Annotated in this window: 21 protein-coding genes and 1 riboswitch; of the genes, 9 read left to right on the top strand and 12 right to left on the bottom strand. The window is 62.0% G+C overall.

Translation table 11 applies throughout. The features are described from left to right. Nucleotides 1–327: 327 nt before the first annotated feature. The 6 genes from ilvN to MUW49_RS20305 all read right to left on the bottom strand — a co-directional run bounded on the left by ilvN (nt 328) and on the right by MUW49_RS20305 (nt 5,477). On the bottom strand, nt 328–822 hold the full coding sequence (ilvN, locus tag MUW49_RS20330; RefSeq protein WP_010673160.1) for an acetolactate synthase small subunit: 495 nt from the start codon (nt 820–822) through the stop codon (nt 328–330). Then, entirely contained in the window at nt 822–2,540 is a 1,719-nt protein-coding gene (locus MUW49_RS20325) for an acetolactate synthase 3 large subunit (RefSeq protein WP_069651846.1), read from the bottom strand. The genes ilvN and MUW49_RS20325 overlap by 1 nt, the downstream gene beginning before the upstream one ends. Nucleotides 2,541–2,930: 390 nt before the next feature. Further along, on the bottom strand, nt 2,931–3,083 hold the full coding sequence (locus tag MUW49_RS20320) for a hypothetical protein (RefSeq protein WP_010673158.1): 153 nt from the start codon (nt 3,081–3,083) through the stop codon (nt 2,931–2,933). Between the two features lie 35 nt (nt 3,084–3,118). Then, entirely contained in the window at nt 3,119–4,228 is a 1,110-nt protein-coding gene (locus tag MUW49_RS20315; protein ID WP_029313827.1) for an MJ1255/VC2487 family glycosyltransferase, read from the bottom strand. Then, entirely contained in the window at nt 4,225–4,728 is a 504-nt protein-coding gene (locus MUW49_RS20310) for a phosphatase PAP2 family protein (RefSeq protein ID WP_010673156.1), read from the bottom strand. The genes MUW49_RS20315 and MUW49_RS20310 overlap by 4 nt, the downstream gene beginning before the upstream one ends. Before the next feature lie 125 nt (nt 4,729–4,853). Then, nucleotides 4,854–5,477, bottom strand: coding sequence for a TetR/AcrR family transcriptional regulator (locus MUW49_RS20305; RefSeq protein WP_010673155.1), 624 nt, complete (start codon nt 5,475–5,477; stop codon nt 4,854–4,856). 405 nt (nt 5,478–5,882) lie between these two features. On the opposite strand from MUW49_RS20305, the gene leuA reads away from it, so the two are divergent. From leuA to MUW49_RS20280, 5 genes are all read left to right on the top strand, one after another. Further along, entirely contained in the window at nt 5,883–7,445 is a 1,563-nt protein-coding gene (leuA, locus tag MUW49_RS20300; RefSeq protein WP_042078278.1) for a 2-isopropylmalate synthase, read from the top strand. A gap of 109 nt (nt 7,446–7,554) precedes the next feature. Further along, a complete protein-coding gene (gene leuB, locus MUW49_RS20295; protein ID WP_042078277.1) occupies nt 7,555–8,640 on the top strand; it encodes a 3-isopropylmalate dehydrogenase in 1,086 nt (361 codons plus the stop codon). Nucleotides 8,641–8,667: 27 nt separating this feature from the next. Further along, nucleotides 8,668–10,065 (top strand): 3-isopropylmalate dehydratase large subunit, encoded by a 1,398-nt coding sequence (gene leuC / locus MUW49_RS20290; protein ID WP_043156165.1) that lies wholly within the window; start codon nt 8,668–8,670, stop codon nt 10,063–10,065. Between the two features lie 16 nt (nt 10,066–10,081). Continuing rightward, nucleotides 10,082–10,681, top strand: a complete 600-nt coding sequence (leuD, locus tag MUW49_RS20285; protein ID WP_010673151.1) for a 3-isopropylmalate dehydratase small subunit — start codon at nt 10,082–10,084, stop codon at nt 10,679–10,681. A gap of 112 nt (nt 10,682–10,793) precedes the next feature. After that, the gene (locus tag MUW49_RS20280; RefSeq protein ID WP_043156162.1) at nt 10,794–11,723 is read left to right on the top strand and encodes a hypothetical protein; all 930 of its coding nucleotides are present in this window, start codon (nt 10,794–10,796) and stop codon (nt 11,721–11,723) included. A gap of 51 nt (nt 11,724–11,774) precedes the next feature. Here the strand turns inward: MUW49_RS20280 and MUW49_RS20275 are convergent, their stop codons facing one another. Then, nucleotides 11,775–12,065, bottom strand: coding sequence for a PilZ domain-containing protein (locus MUW49_RS20275; protein WP_039041182.1), 291 nt, complete (start codon nt 12,063–12,065; stop codon nt 11,775–11,777). Between the two features lie 91 nt (nt 12,066–12,156). Continuing rightward, nucleotides 12,157–12,247, top strand: a riboswitch (TPP riboswitch). Between the two features lie 83 nt (nt 12,248–12,330). Here MUW49_RS20275 and thiB point away from each other — a divergent pair. The 4 genes from thiB (at nt 12,331) to MUW49_RS20255 (ending at nt 15,944) form a co-directional block, all read left to right on the top strand. Beyond that, nucleotides 12,331–13,311, top strand: a complete 981-nt coding sequence (gene thiB, locus MUW49_RS20270) for a thiamine ABC transporter substrate binding subunit (RefSeq protein WP_043156160.1) — start codon at nt 12,331–12,333, stop codon at nt 13,309–13,311. Then, the gene (gene thiP / locus MUW49_RS20265; RefSeq protein ID WP_050485252.1) at nt 13,287–14,915 is read left to right on the top strand and encodes a thiamine/thiamine pyrophosphate ABC transporter permease; all 1,629 of its coding nucleotides are present in this window, start codon (nt 13,287–13,289) and stop codon (nt 14,913–14,915) included. The genes thiB and thiP overlap by 25 nt, the downstream gene beginning before the upstream one ends. Before the next feature lie 141 nt (nt 14,916–15,056). Further along, nucleotides 15,057–15,767, top strand: a complete 711-nt coding sequence (thiQ, locus tag MUW49_RS20260; RefSeq protein ID WP_049637131.1) for a thiamine ABC transporter ATP-binding protein — start codon at nt 15,057–15,059, stop codon at nt 15,765–15,767. Nucleotides 15,768–15,782: 15 nt separating this feature from the next. Continuing rightward, nucleotides 15,783–15,944 carry a hypothetical protein gene (locus MUW49_RS20255; RefSeq protein ID WP_164882965.1) on the top strand — a complete coding sequence of 54 codons (162 nt, stop codon included), beginning with the start codon at nt 15,783–15,785 and terminating at the stop codon, nt 15,942–15,944. Nucleotides 15,945–16,010: 66 nt separating this feature from the next. On the opposite strand, the gene MUW49_RS20250 is transcribed toward MUW49_RS20255, so the two are convergent. The 5 genes from MUW49_RS20250 to MUW49_RS20230 form a co-directional block, all read right to left on the bottom strand. Continuing rightward, nucleotides 16,011–17,381: a PhoH family protein gene (locus MUW49_RS20250; RefSeq protein WP_010673145.1), complete on the bottom strand. Its 1,371-nt coding sequence runs from the start codon at nt 17,379–17,381 to the stop codon at nt 16,011–16,013. A gap of 206 nt (nt 17,382–17,587) precedes the next feature. Next, nucleotides 17,588–18,271, bottom strand: a complete 684-nt coding sequence (locus tag MUW49_RS20245) for a hypothetical protein (protein WP_010673144.1) — start codon at nt 18,269–18,271, stop codon at nt 17,588–17,590. Nucleotides 18,272–18,280: 9 nt separating this feature from the next. Next, on the bottom strand, nt 18,281–20,428 hold the full coding sequence (locus MUW49_RS20240; RefSeq protein ID WP_103244729.1) for an adenosylcobalamin-dependent ribonucleoside-diphosphate reductase: 2,148 nt from the start codon (nt 20,426–20,428) through the stop codon (nt 18,281–18,283). 204 nt (nt 20,429–20,632) lie between these two features. Next, the gene (locus tag MUW49_RS20235) at nt 20,633–21,085 is read right to left on the bottom strand and encodes a pullulanase (protein WP_029313820.1); all 453 of its coding nucleotides are present in this window, start codon (nt 21,083–21,085) and stop codon (nt 20,633–20,635) included. Nucleotides 21,086–21,140: 55 nt separating this feature from the next. Further along, nucleotides 21,141–21,345 (bottom strand): hypothetical protein (locus tag MUW49_RS20230; protein WP_244813130.1); only part of this gene is annotated, 205 nt, incomplete at its 5' end.

The raw sequence follows: 21,345 nt of genomic DNA, 5'->3' as shown, positions 1-21,345 counted from the left end.
AAGCAAACGCTCACACCCTCGCCAGGGGATTGCACAAATGCGATCCAGCCAGGATCAAATTGAAATATCCCTTTAAGATCATGCGACTAACGCCAGACACACCGCTAATCTACAGAGTTTTCCACAGCTTTTGTGGATAGTTTACCGATCATTTGAAAGAAAATGACAGGTGAAGCCCCTCCCTTCCCCCTTCTCTTTCACCCCCTCGATAACCTCCTGATGCTGTGGCCAGCATCCCTACCGGCGCCCCCACTTGCCCGCAACGCTTCCAGACACGAAAAAGGGCTCCGAAGAGCCCTTGAACAGCTATTTTCACATCCGGCCACATCAGGGACGCAGGGATTTGTCCGCCCGGGAGATGCCACAGACACCGGAGCGCACCACTTCGATGATCTCGTTGGTCTGGGCAGCCGTCTTGATGAAGGCGTCCAGCTTTTCGCTGGTCCCGACGAGCTGCACCGTGTAGAGCTCGGGGGTGACGTCGACGATCTGGCCACGGAAGATGTCCGCCAGCCGCTTCAGTTCGTCACGGGCACCACCGGCGGCGCGCGCCTTGACCAGCGCGATCTCCCGCTCGATGTGCTCCCCTTCGCTCAGGTCACACACCTTGAGCACGTCCACCAGCTTGTGCAGCTGCTTCTGGATCTGCTCCAGCACCCGTTCATCCCCCATGGTGACGATGGTCATGCGGGACAGGGTGGGATCCTCGGTGGGGGCCACCGTCAGGGTCTCGATGTTGTAGCCGCGCTGGGAGAAGAGGCCTACCACACGGCTCAGGGCGCCGGATTCGTTCTCCAGCAGAACGGAAATTATATGTCTCATCAGGTTCTCTCCGTCTTGCTCAGCCACATCTCGTCCATGGCGCCAAATTTGATCTGCATCGGATAGACGTGCTCGTCCGGATCGACCGAGATGTCCATGAACACCAGTCTGTCCTTCATGGCAAAGGCCTTCTCCATGGCGCTCTCCAGCTCCGCCGGATCGCTCACCGCGATGCCGACGTGGCCATAGGCTTCCGCCAGCTTGACGAAGTCAGGCAGGGATTCCATGTAGGAGTGGCTGTGGCGGCCACCGTAGAACATCTTCTGCCACTGCTTTACCATGCCCAGCGCACGGTTGTTGATGGAGATGATCTTGATGGGCACCCCGTACTGCATGCAGGTGGAGAGCTCCTGGATGTTCATCTGCACCGAGCCGTCGCCGGTGACGCAGCAAACCACGGCTTCCGGGTTGGCAAACTGGGCCCCCATGGCGGCGGGAATGCCAAAGCCCATGGTGCCGAGACCGCCGGAGTTGATCCACTGGCGCGGTTTGGCAAACGGGTAGTAGAGGGCGGCAAACATCTGGTGCTGGCCGACGTCGGAGGCGACGAAGGCCTCCCCCTTGGTCACCTTGTAGAGAGTCTCGATGACCTGCTGCGGCTTGATCAGCGTGGGATGGGTCTCGTAGGCCAGGCAGTTGCGGGAGCGCCACTGGTTGATCTGCTCCCACCAGTCCGCCAGCGCCTGCTTGTCGTTGTCAAAGCCGCATTCGCGGAGCACTTCCAGCATCTGTTCCAGCACGGTTTCCACCGAGCCGACGATGGGCACGTGGGCCTGTACCGTCTTGGAGATGGAGGTGGGGTCGATGTCGATGTGGACTATGGTGGCGTTGGGGCAGAACTTGGCCACGTTGTTGGTCACGCGGTCATCGAAGCGGGCACCCACGGCGAAGATGAGATCCGCGTTGTGCATGCTCTTGTTCGCTTCGAAGGTGCCGTGCATGCCGAGCATGCCGATGAACTGCGGATGGGTACCGGAGAAGGCGCCCAGCCCCATGAGCGTGGTGGTCACCGGCAGGTTCAGCAGCTCCGCCAGCTTGGTCACCAGGTGATCCGCATTGGCGTTGATGGCGCCGCCACCCACGTACATGACCGGGCGGCTCGCCTCGGTCAGCAGCTTGGCAGCCCGCTTGATCTGGCCCTTGTGTCCCGCCTTGGTCGGATTGTAGGAGCGCAAGGAAACCGACTCGGGATACTGATAGGGGAACTTCTCTTTCGGATTCTGCACGTCTTTGGGCAGATCCACCACCACGGGCCCCGGGCGGCCACTGGCGGCAATGTAATAGGCCTTCTTGATGGCCTCGGGAATGTCGCTGGCTTTCTTGCACAGGAAGCTGTGCTTCACCACCGGGCGGGAGATGCCGATCATGTCGGTCTCCTGGAACGCATCCTCCCCGATCATGCTGGTCGGCACCTGGCCGGACAGGATCACCAGGGGAATGGAATCCATGTAGGCGGTGGCGATCCCCGTGATGCAGTTGGTGGCGCCGGGACCCGAGGTCACCAGCACAGTGCCCACCTTGCCGGTGGAGCGGGCGTAACCGTCCGCCATGTGCACTGCGGCCTGCTCGTGCCGCACCAGGACATGCTCCATCTTGCCGTTTTCGAAGAGAGCGTCATAGATGTCGAGCACTGAGCCACCAGGGTAGCCGAAAACGTGTTCCACTCCCTGATCTTCCAGCGCTCTAACCACCATCTGGGCGCCTGATAACATCTCCATGATAAAGCCCTCCAGGCTTTGCTCCGTTAAGCGAAAGCTATCGACAGTCCGCTGCTTCCCGGCAGCGCCGATCCGAGTCTTGTTGTTGTCTGCAGGCAGATCAGGCGAGTTCGGAGCCGTCGATAGTAGAAAAATAGGGGTTTTCCATCATTCACCCGAAAAGCGGGTGAAAAACCAACTTAACCCGCCCGTGAACGCTTGTCCACGGCTTTGTCTGGCCATAACAGTCATAAATTTCAAACAGCTATTAACATTCAGTGACTTGGCCACCAGACGGGCAACAAAGAGGGGCCCTGGGGGGAACAACCAGCGGATCATGCTGCCCGCGTCGGTCAGGAACAAAATAAACGGCCCACCCCGAGGGGGTGGGCCGTCAAAAACTGGCTGGTTTCACTGCTCGTCTTCGGGTTCTGCCAGCCAGATCTGCTGATCCGGATCCGTCTCTTCGCAGACCGAGATGCTGACACCCATGTCGAGCAGCTCATGCAGGGTGAGATTGTCTGCCAGAGTCATGGTGTCGCCGTTTTCATTGGTAAAGCGCATGGTATCCGTCCTCTCCGTGGTGGGATCGACTCAGTTTAGTCAAAGGCGCTGAGTTGGGATAACCAGGGACGCTCCTGGCCGGTACGGCTGGCAAGCTCCCCCAGGCTGTCACACACCTCCTCCGGAAAGAGAGTCCTGCCCCAGAGGCGGCGGGAGAGCGCCCCCACCTCCTCCCCGGCCCCGGCCAACAACCAGTCGGCCAGCTCTCCTGCCACATCGGGATAGCGTACCCTGCCAGGAGAAGGGGCCTCCAGCCAGCTTCGCACCGCATTGGCATCCAGGCTGTCCATCAACTGGGCCAGCCCCATCAGCTCCAGGGTCCTGCCGTTGGTCAACTGCTCGAACTGGCCACCCAGGGGTTTGACCAGCAGCTTCTTGCCAAGGGAGAGCGCCTCGGAGGCAAGCTCGAATCCCGCATTGCTGATGACCCCGCGACAACCGGCCAGCGCCAGCTTGAACCCCTCTCTGGCCTGAGGTTCAAAGCGGATGTTGCGCCACTCGCTACGCTTGCGCACCTCGGGATGGAAGCAGATGAACGACTGCGTGCTGAAACGCGACAACAGGGCCGCGATCGTCTCTGTCTGCTCGAATGGCAGATAGACCAGGATCTGCTGGTTGTCCGGCACCGGCTCGAGGGGATCGACGATGGGAGGCAACAGGGGCTGGCCGAAATGGAACCAGTGCAGCCCCAGAGACTGGCGTACCGGCGCAAAATGGCGCATCAGCTGGCGGTTGAAGCCGCTCTCCCCCCAGCGCGGGATCGGCCAGTCGAAGCTCGCCTGATGGCTGATGGTGAGGCTGGGTTTGCCCCAGCGGCGAGCAGCATGGGCACTGAGCGGCTCGAAGTCGCTGATGACCAGATCGTACTCGCGACAATCGAGGGCACGCAGATCTTGCCAGAAACGCAGGGGAGAGAGTCCCTTGAGGGTGCGCCAGCCCGAGATGCGCCCCTGATGGCTGGCGAAAGTGATACCGGGGAAGGTGCGATAATCCCCGAACTCCCCCATCTCGAAGTAGCCGTCGGCGGCGCGCCCGCTGAACAGATAGTCCACCGCCACGCCCCTGCTCTTCAATGCGCGCGCCAGGGTCCGGCTACGACTGATATGACCGTTTCCGGTCCCCTGAACGCCGAACAGTATCCTCATCCCTGGCTCCAACCCAGCGCCCAGAGGGCGCAACCACCGCCAAGCAGCGCCCCGGCCACAAGATCACTCAGATAATGCACCCCGAGCAGCAGGCGGGACGCCCCCACCAGCGCGGCCCAGACAAACAGCAGCGGTGCCCAGAGTGGGAAACTGGCGGCCACTACGGTCGCCATCAGAAAGGCGGCCGCAGTATGGCCAGAGGGCAGGCTGTAACGATCCGACGGGGTGATGAAGACAGGCAACCCTGCCGGGCGCTGGCGTTTGAGGGCATTCTTGAGCAGCAGGTAGAGCGGCAACTCGAGGGCAAACGCCCAGAGCGCCACCCTGACCGCCTCCTGCCCGGCGCTCCCCTGCCACCAGAGCAGGCAGGCCGCCACGGCATAGAGGGGGCCGTCACCGGTACGGGAGACAAGCCGGCTTATCCTGGCCTGCGGCTGATTGTAGGGGTGGAGCAGGCAGACACGGCACACCCGCAGGTCCCATTGCTGGATCTTGTTCATCACGGCCCTCCCTTGCATCCTGAGTGCAGACTAGGAGGGCGGCATGACACTTCGTTGACGCCCAGATAACAGATTGATGAAAAAAAGGGCCCAGGGGCCCTTTTTCATCCGTCATCCCGAAAAAGTCAGTTCAGGGCACCGCGCAGGCCGTTTTCCATCAGGCGGCAGTTGTGGGCCGCGAGGCGGCTCATGAAGTGCTCGTCCACCGTCAGACCAAACACCTGTTCGTAGAGATCCTTCATCACGAAAGGCTGCCACATCATGCTGAGGAAGGAGATCTTCAGCATCTCGGGGTCCAGGTTGTCCGCCAGCTGGCCGTTGGAGCGCATGGATTCGAGCAGGGCATCGAACTGGGGAAGTTGGCGATCCAGCAGGCGGCTCAGCACAAAATCACGCCCCGGGCTCTTTTCAGTGGACAATGCGCTGGAGATGGCGGAGGTCAGCTCGCTGTTGGGCGCCATCACCTGATAGTAGGTGTTGAGCAGATCGGTCAGGCTGCGGTTGCTGCTCTCGTCGTGCCAGGCTTGCTCGAGGGGCTCGGCCACATCCCCCAGCACCGCCTTGTAGAGGCCTTCCTTGCTGCCGAAGTAGTAGTGGATCATCGCCAGATTGGAGCCTGCCAGCTCGGCAATCTCGCGGGTCGTCACCTTGCTGTAGGGGGTGTTGAGAAAACGTTCGCGTGCGGCGGCAAGCAGCTTGTCACGAATGTCGGAACGTCCGACTGGACGGCCAGGTCTGCGTTTTTCCATGGAATACCTCAGATAATTCAGCAAGGGCTGATAAGTCGATCTGATTGTGCGGGTGATCGAGTACAGCAGGAATGACCAGATAATCAGGCATGAACCGAATATGGGACAAGAGAATTTGCACTCCTTTACAATCCGATTAAATAACCCAGTGAATTGAACCTGTCCGTTCAGGTTGACACAGCATAAAAATCTCGATATTGGTAGTAGCGTTATCGACTGGAAGGATTGAGTCATCATGCGTATTGCCGCCCCGCTACTACTGCTCTCCCTAATCGCGACTCCTCGCGCGGGATCCTTGTAGCCGGGCTAAGGCATAGCCGGAATTTACAGAAACCCGTGCACCCCGCACGGGTTTTTTTATGCCATGCAGGATGCACGCACCGAACTTAGGAAGAGGGAAGTCACATGTCAGATCGAGTCATCATATTCGATACCACCTTGCGTGATGGCGAGCAGGCGCTGTCGGCCAGCTTGACGGTCAAGGAGAAGCTGCAGATTGCCCAGGCGCTGGAACGGCTCGGTGTCGACATCATGGAAGTGGGTTTCCCCGTCTCCTCCCCCGGCGATTTTCAATCGGTGCAGACCATCGCCCGCCACATCAAGAACAGCCGGGTCTGCGCCCTGGCTCGCGCCCTGCAAAAAGACATCGACGCCGCCGGCGAGGCCTTGAAAGTGGCCGAGGCGTTTCGCATCCACACCTTTATCTCCACCTCGTCCATCCACGTGGAGAGCAAGCTGAAGAAGAGCTTCGAAGACGTGCTGGAGATGGGGGTCGGCGCCATCAAGCACGCCCTGCGCTACACCGACGACGTGGAGTTCTCCTGCGAGGATGCGGGTCGTACACCGATCGACAACCTCTGCCGCATGGTGGAGGCCGCCATCAAGGCCGGCGCCCGCACCATCAACATTCCGGACACCGTCGGCTACACGGTGCCGACCGAATTTTCCGGCATCATCCACACCCTGTTCAACCGGGTGCCGAACATCGACAAGGCCATCATCTCGGTGCACTGCCACGACGATCTGGGCCTCTCGGTGGCGAACTCCATCGGCGCCGTGCAGATGGGGGCCCGCCAGATCGAGTGCACCATCAACGGCATCGGCGAGCGGGCGGGCAACTGCTCCCTGGAAGAGGTGGCGATGATCCTGAAAACCCGCGCCGACCTGCTCGGGGTGCACACCAACATCCGCCACCACGAGATCCACCGCACCAGCACCCTCGTCAGCCAGCTCTGCAACATGCCGGTGCAGCCCAACAAGGCGATCGTCGGGGCCAACGCCTTCTCCCACAGCTCCGGCATCCATCAGGATGGGGTGCTCAAGGCAAAGAACACCTACGAAATCATCACCCCAGAGAGCATCGGCCTCACCCAGAACAACCTCAACATGACCTCCCGCTCCGGTCGCCACGTGATCAAGCACCGCATGGAGTCCATGGGCTACGCCGAGAGCAGCTACGACCTCGACGATCTCTACGCCAAGTTCCTGGTCCTGGCGGACAAGAAGGGGCAGGTATTCGACTACGACCTGGAGGCCCTCGCCTTCTTCAGCCAGATCCACGAGGAGCCGGAGCACTTCAAGCTGGAGTACCTCGGGGTGCAGAGCGGCAGCTCGGTGCTGGCCACCGCCTCGGTGAAACTGAAGGTAGGCCAGGATCTGGTGTGCGAGGCAGCCACCGGCAACGGCCCGGTGGATGCGGTCTACCAGTGCATCAACCGCATCACCGGCTACGAGATCCGCATCGACAAATACGAACTCAAGGGCAAGGGCGAGGGCAAGAACGCCCTCGGCCAGGTGGACATAGTCGCCGAGTACAAGGGGCGCAAGTTCCACGGCATGGGGCTGGCCACCGACATCATCGAATCCTCGGCCCAGGCCCTGGTCCACGTGATCAACAGCATCTGGCGCGCGGATCAGGTGGCCGAGCAGATGGAGCGCAACCACACCATCAGATCGGAAACCGTCTGAGCCCGCCGCCGGACGAGATGACAGCACAACATCGGGGGCAAGGGTCAGGGCGAAGGCCCGGACCTACCTCCCGGATAAAACGGAATAACACTATCAAGACGGAGAGAGTATGAGCAGTTATCGGATCGCGGTATTGCCGGGTGACGGCATTGGCCCGGAAGTGATGGCAGAGGCCATCAAGGTGCTGGAGAAGGTGCAGGCCAAGTTCGGCTTCAATCTCGACTATGACCGTCACGACGTGGGTGGCATCGCCATCGACAATCACGGCACACCGCTGCCCCAGAGCACGATCAAAGGCTGCGAAGCGGCCGATGCGGTGCTGTTCGGATCGGTGGGCGGCCCCAAGTGGGAACACCTGCCGCCCAACGATCAGCCGGAGCGCGGCGCCCTGCTGCCCCTGCGCGCCCACTTCAAACTGTTCTGCAACCTGCGCCCGGCCCGCATCTACACCGGTCTGGAGCAGTTCTCCCCCCTGCGTGCCGACATCTCGGATCGCGGCTTCGACATCGCCTGCGTGCGCGAGCTGACCGGCGGCATCTACTTCGGCCAGCCCAAGGGGCGCGAGGGTGAAGGCGCCACCGAGAAAGCCTTCGACACCGAGGTGTACCACCGCTTCGAGATCGAGCGCATCGCCAAGATAGCGTTCGAGTCGGCCCGGGTGCGCAAGGCCAGGGTCACCTCCATCGACAAGGCCAACGTGCTCGCCTCCTCCATCCTGTGGCGCGAGGTGGTAAACGAGGTCGCCAAGGGTTATCCCGACGTCGAACTGAACCATATGTATATCGACAACGCCACCATGCAGCTCATCAAGGATCCGTCCCAGTTCGACGTGCTGCTCTGCTCCAACCTGTTCGGTGACATCCTCTCCGACGAGTGCGCCATGATCACCGGCTCCATGGGCCTGCTCCCCTCCGCCAGCCTCAACGAATCCGGCTTCGGCCTGTTCGAGCCGGCCGGCGGCTCCGCCCCGGACATCGCCGGCAAGGGGATCGCAAACCCCATCGCCCAGATCCTCTCCGCCGCCCTGATGCTGCGCTACAGCCTCGGCCAGGAAGCCGCCGCCCAGGCCATCGAGCAGGCCGTGGCCCAGACGCTGGCAGAAGGCTATTTCACCGCCGACCTGCACCAGGCAAGCGCCAAGCACCCGGTACAGAGCACCGCCGACATGGGCAGCCAGATCGCCGCACGCATCTGACGCCACCAGATAACAAGGAAGAGAGCAATGTCCAAGACCCTCTATCAGAAAGTGTTCGACGCCCACGTGGTGCGGGAAGTGGAAGGGGAAACCCCTCTCATCTACATCGACCGTCACCTGGTGCATGAAGTGACCAGCCCCCAGGCATTCGACGGCCTGCGCGCCATGAACCGCCAGCTGCGTCGCCCGGATCTGACCTGGGCCACCATGGATCACAACGTCTCCACCACCACCAAGGACATCGCCGCCTCCGGTGAGATGGCCCGCATCCAGATGGAGACACTCGCCGCCAACTGCAAGGCGTTCGGGGTTCGTCTCTATGACTTGAACCACAAATATCAGGGCATCGTCCACGTGATGGGCCCCGAGCTCGGCATCACATTGCCCGGCACCACCATCGTCTGCGGTGACTCACACACCGCCACCCACGGCGCCTTCGGCTCGCTCGCATTCGGTATCGGCACCTCCGAGGTGGAACACGTGATGGCCACCCAGACCCTGAAACAGGGCCGCGCCAGGACCATGCGTATCTCTGTCAACGGCAAGCTGGCCGCAGGCATCAGCGCCAAAGACGTGGTGCTCGCCATCATCGGCAAGGTGGGTCACGCAGGCGGGACCGGCTACGTGGTGGAGTTCGCCGGTGAAGCCATCGAGGGGCTCACCATGGAAGGGCGCATGACGGTGTGCAACATGGCCATCGAGCTCGGCGCCAAAGCGGGCATGATTGCCCCCGACCAGACCACCATCGACTACATCCGTGGCAAGGAGTTCGCTCCCAAGGGGGAGGCGCTGGAACAGGCCATCGCCTACTGGCTGACCCTCAAGAGCGACGAAGGTGCCCACTTCGACGCCGAAGTGGTGCTCGACGCCGCCGACATCGCCCCGCAAGTGACCTGGGGCACCAACCCGGGCCAGGTGATTGCCGTCAATGAGCCCATCCCTGCACCGGAATCCTTCGCCGATCCGGTGGAGCAGCAGTCCGCCCGCAAGGCCCTCGCCTACATGGACCTGCAACCGGGCCAGAAGCTCTCCGACGTGGCCATCGACAAGGTGTTCATCGGTTCGTGCACCAACAGCCGCATCGAGGATCTGCGCGCTGCTGCCGCCATCGCCCGCGGTCGCAAGGTCGCCGCCGGGGTACAGGCCCTGGTGGTGCCGGGCTCCGAGCAGGTGAAGGCCCAGGCCGAGGCCGAGGGGCTGGACAAGATCTTCATCGAGGCAGGCTTTGAGTGGCGTTTGCCCGGCTGCTCCATGTGTCTGGCCATGAACAACGACCGGCTGCAACCGGGGGAGCGCTGCGCCTCCACCAGCAACCGCAACTTCGAGGGGCGTCAGGGTCGTGCCGGTCGCACCCACCTGGTGAGCCCGGCCATGGCCGCCGCCGCCGCCGTCACCGGCCACTTCGCCGACATTCGCGCGCTGTAACGACAAGGAGAACATGATGACAGGTTTCAAACAGCATAAAGGGATCGTCGTTCCCCTCGACAGCGCCAACGTCGACACCGACGCCATCATTCCCAAGCAGTTCCTGCAGAAGGTGAACCGCATCGGCTTTGGCAAGCACCTGTTCCACGACTGGCGCTTCCTGGACGATGCAGGGGAACAGCCCAACCCGGAGTTCGTACTGAACAAACCGCAATTCGCTGGTGCCAGCATCCTGCTGGCCCGCGAGAACTTCGGCTGCGGCTCGAGTCGTGAGCACGCCCCCTGGGCGCTGGCGGACTACGGCTTCAAGACCATGATCGCCCCGAGCTTTGCCGACATCTTCTACGGCAACGCCATCAACAACGGCATGGTGCCGGTTCGTCTGAAAGAGGAGGAGGTCGACGCCCTGTTCCAGCTGGTCGCCGCCCAGCCGGGTATCGAGATCGAAGTGGATCTGGAGGCCAACCAGGTGCGTGCAGGCAGCCTCACGTTCAGCTTCGAAATCGACGAGTTCCGTCGCTACTGTCTGCTCAACGGGCTGGATGCCATCGGTCTGACCCTGCAGCACGAGGCCGCCATCAGCGCCTTCGAGGCGAAGCAGCCAAGCTGGATTTGACGAGCCTGCGACAAGAAAACGAGTAGAATCAACAGGGAGCCGAGGCTCCCTGTTTTATTGTCGGGTCGCGGTACAAAACCCGCCACCTCTGCATGTCCGACAGGAGACACCTATGTCCGCAAGGGGCGCCCTTTCATTGCTCTGCCTGCTGCTCAGCCTCCCGGCCCTGGGCGGGCAGACCTCTTTCACCAACAGTGGCGGCCAGCTCAACGTTGGCTGGCAGGACAAGGAGGGCAAGGCGCAGCAGCTCAGCTACCGGCTGGAGGCGGGCAAGCTGCCCCCTCTCATCGCTTACCGTCCGGCCAGGATGCAGGAAGACGTACTGCAAAGCCTGCTGCAACAGGCCCCCCTGGCGTTCCCCGAGGTGCAGTTCTCCCTCGTTCGCCCCGCCATGAGCCTCAGCATCAAGAGCCGCAACGCCGACAAGGCGCGGGAAGCCTCCCAATGGGTCAAGCCCGAGCAGGCCAAACTGGAGGCCGCCTGGCTCACGCAGCACTACTTCCAGCCCTTCACTGCCCCCGACGGCGCTCCCGCCATCAAGCAGGATCATGTGCGCATCGCCCTGGAGAGCCGGGACGAACTGGCCCCGTTGATGGAGCAGCTCAAGCAGGAAGGGGCCACCGAGACCGAGGCGCGCCAAAAGACGGTGGCCCACATGCTCGACTTCATCCAGGCCATCCCTTATCAACTGCTCGACAGCCAGTCGGGCCGCTCTGGCAAGGGATTTCTGAGCCCGCGCCAGGTGCTGGAGCAGAACCGGGGGGATTGCGACAGCAAGGTGACCCTGATGGCCGCCCTGCTGGCCCAGGGGTATCCCGATCTCAAGCAGGCCATGGTGTTCGTGCCGGGACACGCCCTGCTGGGGGTGGCCCTGCCAGCCAAACCGGGGGACGCCACCTTGAGCCGGGCGGGGGAGACCTACCTCCTGATGGAGCCGACCGGCCCGGCCCAGCTGCCCATGGGCCAGCTCGCGCCCACCAGCAAGACGCTGGTCGACAGCGGCCAGTTGAGCGTGCAGCCGGTGCAGGATGAGGGGAAATGAGACAGGCCAGCCCATGGCTGGCCTGTCTCGAGGAGGACGGGCGCCCGGGTCTCAGGTGAGGGAGAGAAACTCCAGCGCCAGCAGGAGACCGTCTTCTTCCTCCAGCACCCGCACGATGCGAGCCTGGGCCTCGAAGGGAGGCAGAAGATTGCTGCTGGTCGCCAGGCTCACCCGGATGGGCTGGGCCAGATCGAACGCGTGCTTGTTCACCTCGACGCCCATGCCGTTGGCGCTGAGATCCCGGCAGACCCCCTCCAGCACCTGCTGATGCTGGAACAGGGTGACGGGGGCATTGATGACCATGCGCTGGAAGGCACGTCTTTCCTTGGTGCTGGTGATCACTGGGGACTTCCTCCTTGGTGGTGGCTCGCACGATGCGGCCCGTGAAACATAGTGCTGGCCTCCCCCCAGGAACGCCAATACAATGCGATGCGTTGCTCAAACGGGGTGCGGTTTACCGCTGAGATTATACCCGTGAACCTGATCCAGATAATGCTGGCGGAGGAATTTGAGGCATGGCGCGCGTTTTTTGTGCCCTCATCCGCCGGCGCTCACCACACGCGAGGTGCCATTGATGAGCACCCCGACATCCACAGGAGTGCCATTGATGAAGACCCTGCTGCTGATCGCCACCAGCCTGCTCTCTGCCCAGGCGTTTGCCGCCGACACCCTCACCGTCTACACCTACGGCTCCTTCGCCGCCGAATGGGGGCCGGGCCCCAAAATCAAGCAGGCCTTCGAGAAGGAGTGCGGCTGCACCCTCAATCTGGTGCCCCTCGAGGATGGCGTCGCCATCCTCAACCGGCTGCGGCTGGAAGGCCAGCACAGCAAGGCCGACATGGTGCTGGGGCTGGACGATGCCCTCATCAGCGAGGCCAAGCAGAGCGGCCTGTTCGCCCCCCATTCCACCAGGCTCGATGGTCTCAAGGTACCGGGTGGCTGGCAAGACGACACCTTTGTCCCCTATGACTACGGCTACTTCGCCTTCGTCTATGACAGCAACAAGCTCAAGCAGCCCCCCAAGAGCCTGAAGGAGCTGGTGGCACGTCCCGATATCAAGGTGATCTATCAGGATCCCCGCACCTCCACCCCTGGTCAGGGGCTGATGCTCTGGATGAAGTCGGTCTACGGGGATGAGGCACCGACCGCCTGGGCGCAACTGGCCAAAAAGACGGTCACCGTCACCAAGGGGTGGTCAGAGGCCTACGGCATGTTCCTCGACGGCGAGGCGGACATGGTGCTCTCCTACACCACCTCCCCCGCCTATCACCTGATCACCGAGAGCAAACCCCAGTACCGGGCGGCCGCGTTCGAGGAGGGTCACTACCGCCAGGTGGAAGTAGCGGCCAAGCTCAAGGGCGCCACACAGGGCAAACTGGCTGACCAGTTCCTGCAATTCATGGTGAGCCCCGCCTTCCAGAACGAGATCCCCGGCGGCAACTGGATGTATCCGGTGACAGACGTGGCGCTGCCCAAGGGGTTCGAACAAATGATCACCGTAGCGAAGCCACTCACCTTCAGCTCTGACGAGGTGGCCGCCAACCGCAAGGGGTGGATCCGCGAATGGCTGCAAGCCGTCACCCAGTGAGTTCAGGTCGTCGTTCCCTCTGGTGGCTGCCCGGCAGTGCAGCCACCCTGGTCATCCTGCTGCTCTCCATTGGGCCGCTGGTCGCCCTGTTGTGGCAGGCGGGGGCCCTCTCCCCCCGCGCCCTGCTAGGCGATCCCTACCTGCGCCACGTGCTGGGTTTCAGCCTCTGGCAGGCACTGCTCTCCACCCTGCTGAGCCTGGGGCTTGCCATCCCGGTGGCCAGAGCCCTGGCGCGACGCCGTTTCACCGGACGCCGCCTGCTGCTCAAGCTGTTCGGCCTCTCCCTGGTGCTGCCAGTCATCATCGCCATCTTCGGCATGGTGGCGGTGCACGGTCGCCAGGGCTGGCTGCCGCAACTGCTGCACGGCCTGGGCCTGGATCCCGGCAACTACCTCTATGGCCTGTTCGGCATCCTGCTGGCCCATGTCTTCTTCAACATGCCGCTGGCCGCCCGCCTCATTCTGCAGAGCATAGAGAGCATCCCCGAGTCCTCCTGGCGCCTCGCCAGCCAGCTCGGCATGCGCTCCTCCCACATCTTCCGGCTGCTGGAGTGGCCGCTCATCCGCGGCATCTTGCCGGGGCTCGCCAGCCTCATTTTCATGCTCTGCTTCACCAGCTTCACCACAGTGCTGGCGCTCGGGGGCGGCCCCAAGTCCACCACACTGGAGGTGGCCGTCTACCAGGCGCTGCGCTTTGACTTCGATCTCGCCACCGCTGGCGGGCTCGCCCTGGTGCAACTGCTGCTGACCCTGGCCCTGCTCCTGCTGCAACACAAGCTGCAGACCACCCCGGCCAGTCGCCTCACCAGCCGTCGCCCCTGCCTGCGTCCCGACAGACACCAGAAGGGCAGCGCTCTGGTGGATGGGCTGGCCCTGACCATGGGGCTCGCCATCTTCCTGCCGCCCCTGCTGGCCATCGTGGTCGCCGGGTTCAACCCCGGTCTGCTGGCGGCGCTCGGCTCACCCCGGCTGTGGCAGGCAGGGGGGCAGTCTCTGGGCATAGCCCTGGCGGCGGGCTCTCTGGCCACTTTGCTCGGCGCCGGGCTGCTGCTCACCAGCCGGCATCTGAGGGTGCGGGATCGCAAACGGCGGGCCGCCGCCCTGTGGGAGGCCAGCGGCTCCATGATCCTGATGATCCCGGCGGTGGTGCTCTCCACCGGCCTCTTCATCCTGTTCATGCCTTTCACCGACGTCTTTGCCCTGGGCCCCTGGCTGGTGGTGCTGGTCAACGCCCTGATGGCGCTGCCCTATGTGCTGCGCACCCTCTCGGCCCCCATGCAACTGGTGGTGCGCCAGTACGATCGGCTGGCGGACAGCCTGGGGGTGCGCGGCCTGCATCGCCTGCGCCTGGTGGAGTGGCCCCTGCTGCGCCGTCCGCTGGCCCTGGCCATGGCGCTCTCGATGATATTGTCCCTCGGGGATCTCGGGGCCATCGCCATGTTCGGCAGCCAGACCCTCACTACCCTGCCCTGGCTGCTCTATCAACAGCTCGGCAGCTACCGGCTGACCGAGGCGGCCGCCACCGCCCTGCTGCTGCTCACCCTCTGCTTCTCCCTGTTCTGGCTGGTGGAGCGGGGACTGGGAGGCAGACATGTGGATCACTGATCCCCGGCGGCATTGCCGCCTCCCTGCCCCCAGGATCCGCCCGGGCACGCCCCTTGGGCGCCACTTGGAGCAGTCACTCACGCTGCTTTTCATCAATTTTTCTTACTTGTTGTTCTATAAAACGACATTCAGGAGCCAAACATGCTGGTAATTGAGGAACTGGTCACCAGTTATCCCGACTGGCAGGTGACCTTCAGTGCGACCTTGCCCAAGGGGGAGATCACCGCCCTCATCGGTCCGAGCGGCGCCGGCAAGTCCACCCTGCTCGGCATGATCGCGGGCTTCGTGCCGGTGGAGTCGGGCACCCTCACCTTCGACGGCCAGGATCTGCTGTCACTGGGCCCCGCCGAGCGCCCGGTCACCACCCTGTTCCAGGATCACAACCTCTTCCTGCACCTGTCGGTGTTCGACAACATCGCCATCGGCCTGCATCCCGGCCTGCGCTTGAATCCGGCCCAGAAAAGGCAGGTGCAGGAGGCCGCTGACAAGGTGGGCCTGGGGGAGATGCTGACGCGCCTGCCGGAGCAGCTCTCCGGCGGCCAGCAGCAGCGGGTGGGGCTGGCCCGCGCCCTGGTGCGGGGCAGGCCGCTGCTGCTGCTGGACGAGCCCTTCTCGGCCCTCGATCCGGCCCTGCGCCGGGAGATGCTGGCGGAGGTCGCCCGCCTCGCCTGCGAGCAGGGCATCACCGTGCTGATGGTCTCTCACAACCCCGAGGATGCCCAGCTCATCGCCGATCAGGTGCTCTTCATCGACGCGGGACGCATCGCCTTGCAGGGCAAGCCGGATATCCTGCACAGCAGCGATCACCCCGGGCTGCTGCGCTACCTGGGCCGCGCTCTGGCGCCACAGTGAAGGGCTGACAAGCAGATGGTCTCTCCCTGTCGTTCCCAGGACGATGCCCAGCTCATCGCCGATCAGGTGCTCTTCATCGACGCGGGACGCATCGCCTTGCAGGGCAAGCCGGATATCCTGCACAGCAGCGATCACCCGGGGCTGCTGCGCTACCTGGGCCGACCGAGAGAGGCATGAGATAGGCGGGATCAAAAAAGGGGAAGCCGTCCGGCTTCCCCTTTCTCATGCAGAGATCCCGTCAAATCAGAGATTTTCCTCGGCGAACGAAGCCAGCCGGCTGCGCACCACCCCGTTCAGGAAGATGTTGGCACTGCCGTCGAAGTCCTTGAACCGCTCGACGATGTAGGTCAGACCCGAGGTCACCGGGCTCAGGTAGTTGGAGTCTATTTGAGCCAGGTTGCCGGAGCAGACGATCTTGGTCCCCTCCCCGCAGCGGGTGATGATGGTCTTGATCTGGGACGCGGTCAGGTTCTGGCACTCATCCAGCAGCACGAAGGTGTTCTGGATGCTGCGCCCGCGCATGAAGTTGACCGATTTGAACTGGATGTTGGCCTTCTCCATGATGTAGCTGAGGGACCCGCTCATGTTCTCGTCCTGCTTGTGCAGCACCTCCAGAGTATCGGTGACCGCCGCCAGCCAGGGCATCATCTTCTCTTCTTCGGTGCCGGGCAGGAAGCCGATGCTCTCGGCGATTTCCGGGGTATTGCGGGTGACGATCACCTTCTCGTAGATCCCCTTCTCGATCACCAGCTCCAGCGCCGCCGCCATGGCGAGCAGGGTCTTGCCGCAGCCCGCCGGGCCGGTCAGGATCACCAGGTCGATGTGCGGATCCAGCAGGGCATCCAGCGCCATGCCTTGATAGACGTTCTTGGGATGCACCCCCCAGGCCTTGCGGGACATCAGCCGCTCGCGGCCGAGATCTTTCAGGCGGATCTTGTTGCCATCGTGGCTCAGCACCCGCGCGGCAAAGAAGTTCTCCTCGTCCAGCAGGTACTGGTTGACGTGGACTCCCTCCAGCAGGTTGGCATCGATAACGTGGACCGTATCGCGGCCATGGGTTTCGCTGTCGCACTCGCCGACCCGCTCCCAGAAGCTGCCGGGCACCACCTGGAAGCCCTTGGCGAGCAGGCGGATGTCGTCGATGAGCTGGTCGCTGCGGTAATCCTCCACATGGGCAAGACCTGCTCCCTTGGCCTTGAGGCGCATGTTGATGTCTTTGGTGACCAGCACCACCTGACGCTTCATCTCGTGCTTTTGCAGGTAGAGGGCGGCGTTGATGATGCGGTTGTCCGCCTCCTTGTCGGTGAACACCTCGGCATCCTGGGGCAGATGGTGATCGCTGAAGATGGAGATACGGCCGCTCGCCTCGCCGGCCAGCGCCACTCCTTGCACTATCTGCTCCGGAGTCGCATCGCGGAACACATCTTCCAGGGCACGGATGGCGATGCGGGCATCACGGCTGACGTCCTTCTGGCGATCCTTGATGTTGTCGAGCTCTTCGAGCACCGTCATGGGGATGAGCACGTCGTGCTCTTTGAAGGAGTAGATGGCGAGGGGTTCGTGAAGCAGAACGTTGGTATCCAGGATAAACAGCTTTCGGTCCGTGTTGTCCATAAGCATCCTCCTTGGCACTGAAGGTGCCACGTGTGTGAATCTCAGATGTCATTGAAACCACACGGCCGTGACAGTTTTATTACCCCCAACGCTACGCCCGAATTTACCGGTGCGCAACAAATCGCTGCCATCATGGGCGTCGTTCGAACATAAAATCAGCAACAAAAAGGCCAGCATGTCGCCGGCCTTTGGTGGCAATCAGCACCTCAACCGCACTTGGAATCCCCGCAGTTGAGACAGGTCATGCAGCCATCTTTTTGCACCAGCGCCTTGGTGTGGCACTTGTAGCAGAGCGCGGCACTGGGTGGGAAACCGCTGCCCGCCGGCTGCTCTTCTGCCTGTTGCTGTGCCTGCAATTGCGCCTGCTTCTCGGCCAGGAACGCCTGCTGGTGCTCGTCCAGCCCGGGCACCTTGAGCATGCCGATCTCGGTGAGATGGGTTTCGATCACGTTGCCAATTTCGGCGATGAGAGAGGGCACGTACTTGCCCTTGTTCCAGTACCCCCCCTTGGGATCGAACACGGAGCGCAACTCCTCCACCAGAAAGGTGACGTCCCCTCCCTTGCGAAACACCGCCGAGATGATGCGGGTCAGCGCCACTATCCACTGATAGTGCTCCAGGCTCTTGGAGTTGATGAAGATCTCGAACGGGCGCCGGGTCTCGTGCACCGTGCCCTCGTTGAGAATGATGTCGTTGATGGTGATGAACAGCGAGTGCTCGGAGACATGCTCCGGCGTTTTCAGCTTGTAGGTGGTGCCCATCAACCGCTCCGGGCGCAACACGGTTTCATGCATGTGCACCACGTCATCCTGGGGCGTCGGCGCATCTTGCGGCTCATCCCGGGTTTTTACCTTGTAGGCGACGATTTTTCTGTCGATTTTCTTGACCATGTCTCGTCCTCAGAACTTGCCGTAATAGCCTTCTTTCAAGGCGTCATAGAGGTTGGCGGCGGTGTGCAGCTCGCCATCGTATTCGATCTCCTCGTTCCCCTTCGCCGTGATGACGGTGCCATCTTCCAGGGTGAACTCGTAACTGGTGTTCTCCAGATCCTTCTCCTTCACCAGCACGCCCTGGAAGGCGGCCGGGTTGAAGCGGAAGGTGGTACAGCCCTTGAGGCCGGAGTCCGAGGCATAGAGGTAGATATCCTTGAACTGCTCGAACGGAAAATCGGTCGGCACGTTGGCGGTCTTGGAGATGGAGGAGTCGATCCAGCGCTGGGCCGCCGCCTGGATATCCACGTGCCCGGTCGGCGTGACGTCGTCCGCGGTGATGAAGTAATCCGGCAGGCGGCTACCCTCCTCCTCGGCATAGGGCATGGCGGCCGGGTTCACCAGCTCGCGATAGGCCAGCAGCTCGAAGGAGTAGACATCCACGCTCTCCTTGCTCTTCTTGCCCGGCTTGATGACATTGCGGCTGTAGTGGTGGGCAAAGCTCGGCTCGATGCCGTTACTGGCGTTGTTGGCGAGCGACAGGGAGATGGTACCGGTCGGCGCTATGCTGCTGTGATGGGTGAAGCGTCCACCCACCTCAGCCAGCTCGGCTACCAGAGCGGGATCCACCTCGGCCACCTGCTGCATGTAGCGGCTGTAGCGGGCATGCAACACCTTGCCCTTCACCTTGTCGCCGAGCTTGATGCCATCTGCCGCCATTTCGGGGCGCAGACGCAGCATCTTGCCGGTGACTTCGAACTCCTGCTCCATGATGGGGGCCGGCCCCTTCTCCTTCGCCAGACGCAGAGACTCCTGCCAGCCGGTCATCGCCAGCTCCTGGGAGACCAGTTCGGTGAAGGCGACGGAGGCCGCAGAGCCGTACTTGATGCGCAGCATGGTGAGGGTCGAGCCCAGCCCCAGGAAGCCCATGCCGTGGCGACGCTTGGCGGTGATCTCCTCGCGCTGCTTGGCCAGCGGCAGCTGGTTTATCTCCACCACGTTGTCGAGCATGCGGGTGAAGATGGCCACCACCTTGCGAAACGCGGGCCAGTCGAAGGCGGCCTGCTCGGTGAAGGGATCGCGCACGAAGGTGGTCAGGTTGACCGAGCCCAGCAGACAGGCCCCATAGGGCGGCAGAGGCTGTTCACCGCAGGGGTTGGTGGCACGGATCTCTTCGCAGAACCAGTTGTTGTTCATCTGGTTCACCTTGTCGATCAGGATAAAACCGGGCTCCGCATAGTCGTAGGTAGAGGTCATGATGACGTTCCACAGCTTGCGCGCGGGCAGGGTCTTGTAGACCTTGCAGGCCACCTGGCCCAGCTCGTTGATCACCACACCCTCCTTGTTGGGCCAGTCCGCCCAGACCACCCTCGCTGGGTCATCCAGCGCGATGCCATCCTGCTCCACCTCCTTGGCGGTGTAGGGGAAGATCAGTTGCCAGGGAGCATCCTCTTTCACCGCACTGACGAACTCTTCGGTGATGAGCAGGGAGAGGTTGAATTGACGCAGGCGACCATCCTCCCGCTTGGCCTGGATGAACTCGACGACATCGGGGTGACGGATATCCATGGTGCCCATCTGGGCGCCACGACGGCCACCGGCAGAGGAGACGGTAAAGCACATCTTGTCGTAGATATCCATGAAGGAGAGCGGCCCGGAGGTATAGGCCCCCGCTCCCGAGACGAAGGCTCCACGCGGTCGCAGGGTTGAAAAATCATAGCCGATGCCACAACCCGCCTTCAGGGTCAGCCCCGCCTCGTGCACCTTGCCGAGGATATCGTCCATCGAATCCTCAATGGTGCCGGAGACGGTGCAGTTGATCGTGGAGGTCGCCGGCTTGTGCTCAAACGCCCCGGCGTTGGAGGTGATACGGCCCGCTGGAATGGCACCATTGCGCAGGGCCCACAGGAAGGGTTCATACCAGGTGTCGGGTTCGCGCTCCTGCGCAGCCAGCGCGCGAGCGACACGCTGGTAGGTCTCGTCGATGGAACCGTCGATGGGGGCGCCATCCTTGCTCTTGAGACGATACTTGCTGTCCCAGATCTCGAGAGACGTCTCCTGCAGAGGGATCTGGCGGCTGGCGGTGACGCCCTCCAGTACCGGAATGGATTTAGCCATGGTCAATCAACCTCCTGTGAATGGGGCAATATCGTGACAAAAATACTACCAGTAGTAAGTTTAAGAACTTAAAACACAATATGTTGTGATTTATCTGTCGTAAGGGCGCCGATTCTATCCTAAAAAAATGCCCCGGCCAGCAGATTTCTGGGCCAGGGCATTTAACCGGTTCAATTTCCGAGAGATTTAAAGCGAGAGACTATCTCAGGGTTTCTTGACGTATACGCTCGGTGTCTCACCCGCCATATTCAGATAGAACTCATAGACGCCATCCGCCTCGGGCGAGAACTTCATGTCCTCATACTTGGAGCACGGATTGACCGGTACAGGCTCCCCGCCGAGCACGGCAACGCCATCGCTCGGGCTCTTGTAGCCGAAGTTGGTGCCACAACTCCAGCCGGAGTCGGCAAACTTGAACTTGTAAGGAGCCCACTCTTTCTTGAGCGTCCCTTTGGCCATGTAAAGCTTGTCGGCAACCTTGACGACCTTGCTTTCGTCGGTGGCCATCCAGTCGTTCATCTCACCACGCAGGTAGATGGACTTGCCGCCGAAGTCGCTGTTGTCCGCCGCCGCCTGCTCTGCACCACCATTGGATGCGCAACCGCCTAATACCAGGGTTCCCGCCGCCAGCATCATCGTTACTGTTCTTTTGAACATGTGTCCATTCCTCAAATTATTGTGATTCCTTGGTCCATCGATGTGGACCCGGGAATTAAACCAGAGCAGGCATGACAAGAAAGGTAGAAGCATCACATTCTGTGCTTTTTATATCCAGAACGCAGGCTTTCGAATAGATATTGAACAGAGACGGGCCACAAACACGTCGATATTGGCTGGGATGATGAATGCGAGTATCAGAAAACACGGCGGGAAACAGCACCATAGTGCCCGCTTGCACTCCAGTGAGTGCTGAATCA

This window comes from Aeromonas sp. LsrichE-8G (assembly GCF_022869435.1).
GTDB classification, from domain to species: domain Bacteria; phylum Pseudomonadota; class Gammaproteobacteria; order Enterobacterales; family Aeromonadaceae; genus Aeromonas; species Aeromonas caviae.
Note: the sequence above shows the minus strand (reverse complement) of the source record. Positions and strands in the feature narration are given on the sequence as shown.